This is a genomic window from Micromonospora sp. NPDC047187 (assembly GCF_040643355.1).
Lineage (GTDB): Bacteria > Actinomycetota > Actinomycetes > Mycobacteriales > Micromonosporaceae > Micromonospora > Micromonospora salmantinae.
Window position 1 is genome coordinate 138,430 of record NZ_JBEYUF010000005.1, and the last position, 12,374, is coordinate 150,803.

The following is a 12,374-nucleotide window of genomic DNA, read 5'->3' on the forward strand; positions in this document are numbered from 1 at the left end:
CGTCGCGAAGAGGCCAGCCGGGGCCGCGGTCGCGAAGAGGTCGGCAGCGGCCCGGCCGTCGGCTCAGCGGCCCTCGGCGTCGTCCATCGCCCGGTAGATCCGCTGCTCGGAGACGGGGTACGGAGTGCCCAGCGCCTGGGCGAAGACGTTCACCCGCAACTCCTCGATCATCCAGCGGATCTGCCGGACGGCCGACTCCTGGCGGCGGGCCGGCGACAGGTTGGCGAGCAGGTCGGCGTACTCCTTCTGCACCACAGCGATCCGGTCCTGCTGCTGGCGGTCCCGCTGCGGGTTGCCGCCCAGCCGCTCCAGCCGACGCTCGATGGCGGTGAGGTAGCGCAGCAGGTCGGGCAGGCGCGCGTACCCGGTCTCGGTGACGAAACCGGCGTGCACCAGCCCGGCGAGCTGGTTGCGGATGTCGGCCAGCGCCGCCACCACGGCGAGGTTGCGGGTCGCGCCGAGCCGCTGCTCGACCGCGTACGCGGCGGCGAGGACCTTGCGGACCCGGTCCATCACCTCGACGACGGTGTCGACCAGGTCGGCGCGCACCTTTTCGCGCAGGGCCGCGAAGCCGTCGGCGTCCCACGCCGGCCCGCCCGCCACACCGATCAGCCGGTCGATGGCCGCGCCCGCCGCGTCCTCGATCAACTCCTGGACACCGCCGTGCGGGTTGCGGCTCAACGCCAGCTTCGCCTCGTTGTCCAACCGCCCCTGCAGGAACCGCGCCGGGGACGGCACTGTGAGCCGCAGCAGCCGGCGGGTGCCGGCCCAGTGCGCCGCCTCCGCCTCGGCGGGGGAGTCGAACACCCTCACCCCGACCGTGACGCCCTCGTCGACCAGCGCCGGGTACGCGGTGACCGCGTACCCGGCGCGGACCTGCTCGATGGTCCGGGGCAGCGTGCCGATGCTCCACTCGCGCAGCCCGGTGCGGGCCACCTCCGGCGCGGCGGCCGCCACCACCTGGCGTACCTCCTGGCGGAGTTGGCGTTGCAGGGCCGGCAAGTCCTTGCCCTCGGCGACCGGCTTCTCGTCGTCGCCGAGGACCCGGAAGGTCACCCGCAGGTGCGCCGGGAGCTTGCCCGGCTCCCAGGCGTCGCGGGGCACTGTCACCCCGGTCATCCGGCGCAGTTGCCGGGTGAGCGCGTCCAGCAGCGACTCCTCGCCGGGAGTGATCGCCGCCAGCGCGGCCCGGGCGTAGTCCGGCACCGGAACGAAGTTGCGGCGGATCGCCTTGGGCAGCGAGCGGATCAGCGCGATCACCGTCTCCTCGCGCAGCCCGGGCACCTGCCAGTCGAAGGTCTCCGCCGGCACCTGGTTGAGCAGCGGCAGCGGGATGTCCACTGTGACGCCGTCGTCCGGCGTGCCCGGCTCGAACCGGTAGGTCAGCGGCAGGCTCACCCCGTCGGCCTGCCACTCGTCCGGGTAGTCGTCCTCGTCCACCCCCGGTCGGCCGTCGTTGATCAGCAGGTCGCGGGTGAAGGTGAGCAGGTCGGGTTGCTCGCGGCGGATCTTCTTCCACCAGCTGTCGAAGTGCCGGCCGGAGGACACGTCGGCCGGGATCCGCTGGTCGTAGAAGCCGAAGATGGTCTCGTCGTCGACCAGGATGTCCCGGCGTCGGGCCCGGCTCTCCAACTCCTCGATCTCGGCGAGCAGCCGCTTGTTGTCCGCCCAGAACTGGTGGTGGGTCTGCCAGTCGCCCTCGACGAGGGCGTGCCGGATGAACAGCTCCCGGCTCAGCGTCGGGTCGATCCGCCCGAAGTTGACAGTGCGGGAGCTGACCAGCGGGACGCCGTACAGGGTGACCTTCTCGTAGGCCATCACCGCGGCCTGCTTCTTCTCCCAGTGCGGTTCGCTGTAGCTGCGCTTGACCAGGTGCTGCGCCAGCGGCTCGACCCACTCCGGCTCGACCCGGCCGGCGATGCGCCCCCACAGCCGGGAGGTCTCCACCAACTCGGCGGCCATCACCCAGCGCGGCGGCTTCTTGAACAACGCCGACCCGGGGAAGAGGGCGAACTTGGCGCCCCGCGCCCCCAGGTACTCGTGTTTCTGGGCGTCCTTGAGGCCGATGTGCGACAACAGGCCGGGCAGCAGCGACTGGTGCACCTTCGGGGTGTCGATCTCCTCCGGCAGGTCCGCGCCACCCCGGCGGCCCCGGCCGGCGTCCGCGTCGTCCGAGCTGTCGCGTGCCGGCCGCCCGCCACGCCGGTCGCCCTCAGGCGGGGTACGCAGCACCTGGCGCAGCTGGCTGACGATGTCCTGCCACTCGCGGATGCGCAGGTAGTTCAGGTACTCCGCCTTGCACATCCGACGGAACGCGCTGGAGGACAGCTCCCGCTGCTGCTCGCGCAGGTAGCGCCACAGGTTGAGGAAGGCGACGAAGTCCGACTCCTTGTCGGCGAACCGGGCGTGCGCCTGGTCCGCCTGGGCCTGCTTCTCGGCCGGCCGCTCCCGCGGGTCCTGGATGGAGAGCGCGGCGGCGATCACCAGCACCTCGGTGGCGGCGCCGTTGCGTTCGCCCTCGACCACCATCCGGGCCAGGCGCGGGTCGACAGGCAACTGGGCCAACCGCCGGCCGAGCGCGGTGAGCCGCTTCGCCGGGTCGGCCTCGGTCGGGTCCAACGCGCCCAGCTCGTGCAGCAGGTTGACGCCGTCGGTGATGTTGCGCTTGTCCGGTGGGTCGATGAACGGGAACGCGGCGAGGTCGCCGAGCCCGATCGCTGTCATCTGGAGGATGACCGACGCCAGGTTGGTCCGCAGGATCTCCGGATCGGTGAACTCGGGGCGGGAGAGGAAGTCCTGCTCGTCGTAGAGGCGGATGCAGATGCCGTCCGACGTACGGCCGCAGCGGCCCTTGCGCTGGTTGGCCGACGCCTGGGAGATCGGCTCGATCGGCAACCGCTGCACCTTGAGCCGGCTGGAGTAGCGGGAGATACGGGCGGTGCCCGGGTCCACCACGTACTTGATGCCGGGCACTGTCAGCGAGGTCTCCGCCACGTTGGTGGCGAGCACCACCCGGCGCGAGGAGTGCGCGGCGAAGACCCGGTGCTGCTCGGCGGAGGAGAGCCGCGCGTACAACGGCAGGATCTCGGTGCCGAGCAGCGAGCGCTTCTTCTGCACCAGCTTGCCCAACGCGTCGGCGGTGTCCCGGATCTCCCGCTCGCCGCTGAGAAAGACCAGGATGTCGCCGGGGCCCTCGGCGGCCAGCTCCTCGACGGCGTCGCCGATCGCCTGGATCTGGTCGCGGACGTTCTCCTCGTCACCGTCGCCGTCGTCCTCGCCCTCGGCCAGCTCGACGAGGGGCCGGTAGCGCACCTCCACCGGGTAGGTGCGACCCGACACCTCGACCACCGGCGCGGGTACGCCCTCCGGCTCGTCGGCGGTGGGTGGACCGGCGAAGTGCCTGGCGAACCGGTCGGTCTCGATGGTCGCCGAGGTGATGATCACCTTGAGGTCGGGTCGTCGGGGCAGCAGCTCCCGCAGGTACCCGAGGATGAAGTCGATGTTGAGGCTGCGTTCGTGCGCCTCGTCGATGATCAGCGTGTCGTACTGGCGCAGCATCCGGTCGGTCTGCAACTCGGCCAGCAGGATGCCGTCGGTCATCAGCTTCACCAGGCTGCGCTCGCCGACCTGGTCGGTGAAGCGCACCTTGTAGCCGACCACGTCGCCCAACTCGGTGCCCAGCTCGTCGGCGATCCGGTCGGCCACCGTCCGGGCGGCCAACCGCCGGGGCTGGGTGTGCCCGATCAGGCCGTGCACCCCGCGCCCCAACTCGAGACAGATCTTGGGGATCTGGGTGGTCTTGCCGGAGCCGGTCTCGCCCGCCACGATCACCACCTGGTGATCGCGGATGGCGGCGGCGATGTCGTCCTTGCGCTCACTGACCGGCAAACCCGCCGGGTACGTGATCACGGGCACCGCCGCCTGCCGGGCGGCGAGGCGCTGCTCGGCCCGGACCAGGTCGGCGGTGATCTCGGTCAGCGCCGCCTCCCGACGCTGCGGGTCGCGCAGCTTGCGGGCACCGTCGAGTCGCCGCTGGAGCCGGCGCTGGTCGCGGAACATCAGAGGTGTGAGACGGCGGTGCAGCTCGCGAACGGGGTCGGACGCGACGGAGGCGGTTGGATTCTGCATGTCGTGCCCAAGGATAGGCAGCCGGGCGACGCACCGCCCCTGGGTTACCGAGCGCCCGGCTGTCCGACGGTCACCTCCGGTCCCTTGACGGCCACGAGCGGGCCCTAGAGTTGGCGGCCGACGTCGAGCGCTGGGGGAGCCGGATGGAGATGCGCGACACCGACCGCGCGTTGGTGCAGGCCGCCACGGCGGTCTCCAAGCTGCGCTGCCGCAGCCAGCACCACACTGTCGCGTCAGCCGCCCGGACCGCTGACGGTCGGGTCTTCACCGGCGTGAACGTCCAGCACGCCACCGGAGGGGCCTGCGCCGAACTGGTCGTGATCGGCACGGCCGCCACGCAGGGCGTCACCGCGCTGGAGACGATCGTCACTGTCGCCGACCGTGGCCGCGAGGTCGTCGCGCCCTGTGACCGGTGCCGGCAGGTGCTGCGGGACCACTTCCCGCAACTGCGGGTGATCGTCGGCCCGATGGACGCCCTGCGGGTGGTCCCGCTCGCCGAGTCGCCGGCCGAGACCGGCAGCGGCGCGGCCGGCTGACCGGGCCCGGGGTCAGTCCCCGGAGGCCGCCTCCAGCATCGACTGCGGCACCGGCACGGCCTCGAACCGCACTGTGCCCTCCGGAAGCAGCCACGACGTGACCCGCGCGACCAGGCGCCCGGCCCGCACCGCGGGGTCGTTGGCGAACAGCGCGCGTGCCTCGTCCGGGGCGATGGACAGCACCACGAAGCCGCGCAGCCGCTCGTCGTCGGGGTGCAGGAACGGCCCGGCCGCGAGCACCAGCCCCTGCTGCACGAGGCCCGCCTGGTGGGCCAGGTGCGCCTCCCGCAACCGGTCGATCGCGTCCTGCGGCAGCTCCGGCGGATCCGAAGGCCGGCTCAGCAGGACGACCGTGTGCTGGTCGAATCGCATGAGCCAACAGTAGGCGCGCAGCCCTCTCCGCGCGGGCGTCTGCCCTGCTCAGCCCTTGGCGGATCGATGAGCGCCAGTTAGGTGACCCTCAACTGAGCCGCTAAGGTTAGGCGAACCTAAGCGTGAACGTGCAGGAGACTCGTGACCACCCTCGCCACCCGGCCGACCCCGGCCCGCAACCGGTCCGGCACCCGCACCGGCCGCCGGGTGGCCGTCACCGTCGCGGCCGCGCTGGTGCTGTTGCTCACCGTGCTGGCCAGCTTCGCGCTCGGCAGCCGACAACTCGGCGTCGACCAGGTCTGGCACGCGCTCGTCGCGCCGGACGGCGGCGACGCCAGCACCATCGTCCGTGAGCTGCGGATGCCCCGGACCGCCCTCGGCCTCGCGGTCGGGCTCGCGCTCGCCGTGGCCGGGGTGCTGTTCCAGGCGCTCACCCGCAACCCCCTCGCCGAGCCGCGCATCCTCGGCATCAGCGCGGGCGCGTCGTTCGGGGTGGTGCTCGCGATCTCCGTCTTCGGCGTCGGCACGCTCGCCGGGTACGTCTGGTTCGGCATCGCCGGGGCCCTGATCGCCGGGCTGCTGGTCTTCGCCATCGCCACCCGCGCCCGCGAGGGCGCCAGCCCGGTCACCCTCGCGCTGGTCGGCGCGGCGCTCGACGCCAGCCTGGCCTCCGGGGTGTACGCGCTGCTCAGCATCGACGCCCGCACCTTCGAGGAGTACCGCTTCTGGGTGGTCGGCGGGCTGGCCGGACGGGACCTGTCGGTCGCCGCGCAGGTCCTGCCGTTCGTCCTCGTCGGGTTGGTGCTGGCCGCCCTGGTGGCCCGGGGCCTGGACGCGCTGGCCCTCGGCGACGACGTGGCCCGTGGTCTCGGCCACCGGATCGGTCTGGTCCGCCTCGGTGGTGGCCTCGCCGCCGTGCTGCTGACCGGCGCCGCGGTGGCCGCCGCCGGACCTGTCGCGTTCGTCGGGCTGGCCGTGCCGCACCTGGCCCGCGCCCTGGTCGGCGCGGACCACCGCTGGACCCTCGCCGTCTCCGCGCTGCTCGGGCCGGCGCTGCTGCTCGCCGCCGACATCGTCGGTCGACTCGTCGCCCCACCCGGCGAGATCCCGGCCGGGATCGTCACCGCGCTGATCGGCGCGCCACTGCTGGCCGTGCTGGTCCGCCGCGCCCGGGTGGTGACCGCATGACCACCACCCGCCGTTCCTCCGGCCCCGGCTCGGCTGGGTCCGCTGGCTTGTCGACCGTCGCGGCCGCCGGCTCGTCTGGTGCCGACGGTGCCCGGCTGCCCGGGCGGTCGCTGCTGCGGATCGGCCCGGTCAGCCTGCTGATCCGCCGTCGCGCGGTACTGGTGGCCGCCGTGCTGACCGTGCTGCTCCTGCTGGCCGTCGTGCTCAGCCTCTCGCTGGGCACCCCGTACGTCGCACCGGCCGACGTGCTGCGTGCCCTCTCCGGAGCCGGCACCCCGTACGACCTCGTGGTCTTTGATCTTCGGCTGCCGCGGGTCGTGCTGGCGGCCGTGGCCGGGGCCGCCTTCGGGGTGGCCGGCACGCTGATCCAGAGCGTGGCCCGCAACCCACTCGCCAGCCCGGACGTCATCGGCATCACCCAGGGTGCCGGCCTCGCCGCGACCGTGGCACTGACCAGCGGAATGGCCGCGGTGCTGGTGGCGCCCACAGCGCTGGTGGGCGGGTTGCTCGCGGCGGTGCTGCTGTTCGCCCTCGGCGCCCGGCACGGGCTGGCCGCGCAGCGGTTCGTGCTCGCCGGGGTGGCTGTCGCGTTCGGGTTCCGGGCGCTCACCGAGGTGGTCATGCTCACCGCCGATCCGATCGACGGGCTGCGCGCGCAGATCTGGCTGATCGGCACCCTGGCCGGCAAGGGCTGGACCGAGGCCGCCTGGATCGCCGGCACACTGCTGGTGCTGCTGCCGGTGCTGGCCTGGGCCGGCTGGGCGCTGAACAGCAGCGCCCTGGACGACGACACCGCCCGGGGCGTCGGCCTGCGTCCGGTGGCCCGCCGGATCGGCCTCGCCGGCACCGGCGTACTCGTCGCCGCGATGGTCACCGCCCAGGTGGGCGCCGTCGACTTCGTGGCGCTGGTCGCCCCGCAGGTGGCCCGTCGCCTGGTACGCGCCGAACGACCACCGCTGGTCTGCGCGGCGCTGCTCGGCGCCCTCCTGCTGGTGCTGGCCGACCTGGCCGGCCGGCGGCTGTTCGCACCCACCCAACTACCCGCCGGTGTGCTGACCGCCGCGATCGGCGGCCCGTACCTGATTTTCCTGCTGCAGCGCGGCCGGCGGCGGTCGTCGTGACGCCTCAAGGAGTCGTGTGATGCTCTCCACCCGCGACCTGGTCGCCGGCTACGACGAGCGGACCGTGCTGGACGGGCTCGATCTCGACCTGCCCACCGACGCGTTCACCGTGATCGTCGGACCCAACGCGTGCGGCAAGTCCACCCTGCTGCGCACGATGGCCCGGCTGCTCACCCCCCGCCGTGGCACGGTGCTGCTGGACGGCACCGCCATCCGCGAGCTGCCGACCCGGGAGGTCGCCCGCCGCCTCGGCGTCCTGCCGCAGAGCCCGCTGGTGCCCGAGGGCGTCACTGTGGCGGACCTGGTCGGGCGCGGCCGGCAGCCCTACCAGCGGTGGTGGCGGCAGTGGTCGTCGGAGGACGGCGCGGCGGTGGACCAGGCGATGGCCCTCGCCGACGTCACCGACCTGGCCGACCGACCGGTGGACAGCCTCTCCGGCGGTCAGCGGCAACGAGTGTGGATCGCCATGACCCTCGCCCAGGACACCGACGCCCTGCTGCTGGACGAGCCGACCACCTTCCTCGACCTGGCCCACCAGGTGGAGGTGCTGGACCTGCTGCACCGGCTGCGCTCCGAGCGGGGCCGCACAGTGGTCGCCGTGCTGCACGACCTGAACCAGGCCGCCCGCTACGCCGACCACCTGGTCGCCATGCGCGCCGGCGCAGTGGTCGCCGCCGGCCCGCCCCGGGAGATCCTCACCGCCGACCTGGTCCGCGACGTCTTCGGGCTGGCCTGCGTGGTGGTGCCCTGCCCGGTGACCGGCGCACCGCTGGTGGTGCCCGCGTACACCGGTGGTAACGCTCCGGCACCCGCTGTCGCGGGTGACCACTCTTCGTCGACGGCGTCCGTACCGGATGTCGGACCCTCCACCGGCGACGCGGCCAACCCGCTCGCCGGCTCGCACCCCTCGAAAGGACTCTGATGCGTCGTCTCGTCGCAGCTCTCGCCGCGGCCGTCGCCCTCGGTGCCGGCCTCACCGCCTGCGGTGAGAGCGACCCGGTCGCCGGCTCCACCACCGGGGACACCCGGGAGATCACCCACGCCATGGGCACCACCAAGGTCCCGGCCGAGCCCAAGCGCGTCGTCGTGCTCGACACCGACAAGATCGACACGGCGCTCTCGCTGGGCATCACGCCCGTCGGCGCGGCCACCGCCGGTGAGGCGAAGAGCTGGCCCACGTACTTCGGCGCGGACAAGCTCGCCGGCATCAAGGAGGTCGGGGTGCTCACCGAACCCGACCTGGAGGCGATCAACGCGCTGAAGCCTGACCTCATCCTCGGCAGCAAGTTCCGCCAGGAGAAGTTCTACGACGAGCTGGCCGCCATCGCGCCGACCGTGTTCACCGACAAGGTGGGCATCACCTGGAAGGAGAACCTCCTCCTCGACGGCAAGGCGCTCGGCCGTGAGCAGCAGGCCAAGGATCTGCTCGCCGCGTACGAGAAGCGGGCCAAGGACTTCGGCGCGACGCTCGGCGACGCCGCCGCGCGCAAGGTCTCCATCGTGCGGTTCCTGCCCGGCAACATCCGGGTGTACGGTCCGGACTCGTTCTCCGGCATCGTCATCGGCGACACCGGCCTGGGCCGCCCCGAGCGGCAGCTGCTCGCCAACAAGGAGGACAAGCGCTTCGACCTGGTCAGCCCCGAGCGGGTCAACGAGGTCGACGGTGACGTCATCTTCGTGACCGCGTACGGCGACAAGGCCGCCGCCGAGCAGACCAAGGTCGCCGGCGGGACGCTGTGGAAGGGCCTCGGCGCGGTCAAGGCCGGCAAGGCGTACCCCGTCTCCGACGAGGTCTGGATGACCGGCATCGGCGTCGGCGCCGCCAACAAGATCCTCGACGACTTGACCAAGTACCTCCCCGCCGCCTGACACGCACCCGGCGCCTGGCTGGCGTTCGGAAAGCGTTCCGCACTGCTTCGAGGTAGTGGCCCTCTCCCGACCGGGGCCACTACCTCCATGGCACCCATTCGCTTGACCCCCTGGCTCGCCGTTGATTCGGGGGAGGCGCGCCGGATGGTCACCGCCCAGGCGGAATACGGCCAACCAGCCTGATATGAATCGTAACCACCCACGCCTTCCCCCAGTTGTGCCAGCGACGCGAATGAGGCATGGGGTGGGAAACGAATGACACGAACGGCCGTGCGACCGGAAGCCAGTCCCCGGGCCGGGTTCCGAGGTGACGTGGAAGGGCTGCGTGCCCTCGCCGTGATTTTGGTGCTCGCGGGACATGCCGGCCAGCAACTGGTGCCTGGCGGTTTCGTCGGTGTTGACGTCTTCTTCGTCATTTCCGGCTACCTGATCACCGGACTACTTGTCGCCGAGGTGAACCGGACGGGCCGCCTCTCGCTGATCGGCTTCTACGCCCGGCGCGCCAAGCGGCTTCTGCCGGCCGCAGTGGTGGTTCTGATCGGGAGCCTGCTGCTCACATTCGCCTTTCTGCCGCGCACCCGGTGGTCGGCCACGGGCTGGGATGTGGTGTTCAGCGGGTTGTACGCCATGAACTGGCGACTCGCCGAACAGTCCGTCGACTACCTGGCGGCCAATCAGGCGCCCAGCATCCTCCAGCATTTCTGGTCCCTCGGCGTCGAGGAGCAGTTCTACCTGGTGTGGCCGCTGCTACTTGCCTCCGCGGTGTGGCTCGGCCGGCGGCGGTACGCCCGCACCGGATACCTGCTCTTCGCCCTCACGCTGGTCGCTGTGCCGTCCTTCGCGTGGTCCGTCTGGTTGACCGAGGACAATCCCGCCCGCGCCTACTTCGTGACCACCACCCGGATGTGGGAGCTGGCCCTTGGCGGCTTCCTGGCCCTGCTCGGCGGGCATCTGCAGCGTCTGCCCCGGCTGGTAGCGGCCGCGCTCGCCTGGTGCGGCCTCGCCGCGATCGTGGCGTCCGCCGCTCTCCTGTCGGAGGCTTCCGCCTTCCCCGGGTACGTGGCGTTGGCCCCCACCCTGGGCACGGCAGCGGTCATCGCCGGAGGCATGGCTGCCGGCGGTTTCGGGCCCGCCATGCTGCTGGCGCTGCGGCCGGTACGCGCCGTAGGAGCCATCTCCTACTCCCTCTACCTCTGGCACTGGCCTCTCCTCATCGCTGCCGAGGCTCGGTTCGGGGAGCTGACCACCGCCACCGGCCTCGCCGTTGCCGCGATCTCAGTGGTGCCGGCCGCCCTCACCTACCGCTTCATCGAGAACCCGATCCGGATGTCGCCGACGCTCACGTGGGAACCTGCGCGATCATTGCAACTCGGGGCGGTCTGCACCGGCGTGGCCCTCCTAGCGGGACTGGCCTTCCAACTCACCGTCCCGCCGGCGAGGGCGCCGATGCCGCCCACCCTGGCCGTGCCGACGGCGGGCGGCAGCGGTGTCCCCGTAGCTGCCTCACCCACGGTTCTGGGCGCCTCCGCTCTGGGCGACTCTCCGGCCAGCAGCGACGCGGGGATTCCCGTCGACCGAGTCGGACCGTTCGTGCCGGATCCGCTGGTGGCCAGCAAGGATGGCCCCGACGCGTGGCGGGACGGATGCCATGCGGACCAGCGCAGCAGTGCGGTCAGGGCCTGTCAGTACGGGGACCCCAACGCGTCGTTCACCGTGGCTCTCGCCGGGGATTCCCACGCCGCTCAATGGCTTCCGGCGCTGCAGAGGGTGGCCGAGTCAAAGAAGTGGCGCCTCAAGAGCTACACGAAGTCCTCATGCCCGTTCATCGATGGCGAAGTTGCCTTGGACAGCCGGCCGTACCCCAGTTGCACCGAGTGGAACGACAAACTTCGCGCGCAGGTGACCGGGGCGGAGCGCCCGAACGTGCTGGTGGTGAGTACGTCCTTCTATGTGATGATCCAGAACGGTGAGAGGGTCACCAGCCAAGCACAGGCCGCCTTCACGGACGCACTCCGGCGGACGTGGGCCGCGATGGCGGCAGCCGGGGTTCCCGTGATCGTGCTGCGTGACACCCCCTATCACGACAGGGACATCGCTGAGTGTGTGTCCGCCAATCCGAAGAAGTTGACCCGATGCGTCTCCCCCCGGGACAAGGTCCTCGCAGGTGGCGGCGGCCCAGCCCACGAAGCGGCCGCCCGCAGCAACAACAAGGTGTACCTGGTCGATCTGAACCCGGCCATCTGCCCGCGTGAGCGGTGCTCGCCGGTCATTGGCGGGGTGCTCGTGTACCGCGACAACAACCACATCACCGCCACCTACGCTGCGACCCTCGCACCACGGCTGGGCACGGCGCTGGACCGCGTATTGGGTTGAGGGGCGCCGCGGTCTCGCTGGCGGGCTACCTCGAACAGCAGGCCACCGCCCGAGCACCAAGCCGGACCGGTCAGCGGCGGCAGGGTGCTCGGGCGGCGGCGGTGTCTTAGGCGGCGGTGGACCAGATGGCGCGGAAGGCGGCGGCTTCGCCGGAGAGCCATCGTTCGATCTGGTCGGGCTTGGCGTCGGTGGGCATGCGGTGGGCCAGGCCGCGGCGGACGTCGACCAGGACCGGCTCGGCGTGCGGGAGCACCGCGTCCATGTGTCGGGCCATCAGGTGCAGGGTGGCGAGCACCGATTCCTCGCTCGGTGGGGCCTCGTCGAAGTGCAGGCGGACCGCTTCGGCGCGGCCGTCGGCGTGGCGTACCCCGAAGTGGGGGTTGATCTTGACGGGCAGGTCGCCCAGCATGGCCAGGGCGTCGCGGGTCTGGGCGAGATCGACGGCGGCCGGCTCGCCGAGGGAGTGCAGCCAGGTCGTGGCGCCGGGGACGAGCGCCTGGTAGAGCGGGCGCCATCGTGGCTTGACGATGTCGGCCACCCCGGCCAGGTGGGTGCCGCCGGTGTGGAAGGCGATGTCGGCCTTGAGCGCCTTGACGAACTGGCCGTGCGGGTTGAAGCCGGACCGGCTGGCGCGCTGCTTGCGCAGCCCGCCGACGAAGGTCGCCTTGGTGGGGCCGGTGCGGTCGACGTAGCGGGTGAAACCGAGCAGCGTGGCGTAGGGGGTGAGGGGCGTGGAGGCGGGCGCGGTCACGGGCGTCCTCCCGGGTCGTAATCCTGCAGGTCAGGA

General features: G+C 71.9%; 9 protein-coding genes. 6 read left to right on the forward strand and 3 right to left on the reverse strand.

Annotation, left to right across the window (positions count from 1 at the left end; translation table 11 throughout):
* Positions 1-63: 63 nt before the first annotated feature.
* On the reverse strand, positions 64-4,128 hold the full coding sequence (hrpA, locus tag ABZ794_RS11660; protein ID WP_210781356.1) for an ATP-dependent RNA helicase HrpA: 4,065 nt from the start codon (positions 4,126-4,128) through the stop codon (positions 64-66).
* A gap of 143 nt (positions 4,129-4,271) precedes the next feature.
* Between hrpA and ABZ794_RS11665 the strand changes: the two genes are divergently transcribed.
* Entirely contained in the window at positions 4,272-4,664 is a 393-nt protein-coding gene (locus ABZ794_RS11665; RefSeq protein ID WP_210781357.1) for a cytidine deaminase, read from the forward strand.
* A gap of 12 nt (positions 4,665-4,676) precedes the next feature.
* Here ABZ794_RS11665 and ABZ794_RS11670 read toward each other — a convergent pair whose 3' ends face one another.
* Positions 4,677-5,036, reverse strand: coding sequence for a YciI family protein (locus ABZ794_RS11670; protein ID WP_357515421.1), 360 nt, complete (start codon positions 5,034-5,036; stop codon positions 4,677-4,679).
* A gap of 141 nt (positions 5,037-5,177) precedes the next feature.
* On the opposite strand from ABZ794_RS11670, the gene ABZ794_RS11675 reads away from it, so the two are divergent.
* From ABZ794_RS11675 to ABZ794_RS11695, 5 genes are all read left to right on the forward strand, one after another.
* A complete protein-coding gene (locus ABZ794_RS11675) occupies positions 5,178-6,224 on the forward strand; it encodes an iron ABC transporter permease (protein ID WP_210781359.1) in 1,047 nt (348 codons plus the stop codon).
* The gene (locus ABZ794_RS11680) at positions 6,221-7,345 is read left to right on the forward strand and encodes an iron ABC transporter permease (protein ID WP_247668886.1); all 1,125 of its coding nucleotides are present in this window, start codon (positions 6,221-6,223) and stop codon (positions 7,343-7,345) included. Before ABZ794_RS11675 ends, ABZ794_RS11680 begins: the two co-directional genes overlap by 4 nt.
* A 19-nt stretch (positions 7,346-7,364) precedes the next feature.
* On the forward strand, positions 7,365-8,267 hold the full coding sequence (locus tag ABZ794_RS11685; protein WP_357515424.1) for an ABC transporter ATP-binding protein: 903 nt from the start codon (positions 7,365-7,367) through the stop codon (positions 8,265-8,267).
* A complete protein-coding gene (locus ABZ794_RS11690; protein WP_357515426.1) occupies positions 8,267-9,214 on the forward strand; it encodes an iron-siderophore ABC transporter substrate-binding protein in 948 nt (315 codons plus the stop codon). The genes ABZ794_RS11685 and ABZ794_RS11690 overlap by 1 nt, the downstream gene beginning before the upstream one ends.
* Before the next feature lie 255 nt (positions 9,215-9,469).
* Positions 9,470-11,587: an acyltransferase family protein gene (locus ABZ794_RS11695; protein WP_357515428.1), complete on the forward strand. Its 2,118-nt coding sequence runs from the start codon at positions 9,470-9,472 to the stop codon at positions 11,585-11,587.
* A gap of 106 nt (positions 11,588-11,693) precedes the next feature.
* Here the strand turns inward: ABZ794_RS11695 and ABZ794_RS11700 are convergent, their stop codons facing one another.
* Positions 11,694-12,338 carry a hypothetical protein gene (locus ABZ794_RS11700; protein ID WP_091401551.1) on the reverse strand — a complete coding sequence of 215 codons (645 nt, stop codon included), beginning with the start codon at positions 12,336-12,338 and terminating at the stop codon, positions 11,694-11,696.
* Between the last annotated feature and the right edge of the window lie 36 nt (positions 12,339-12,374).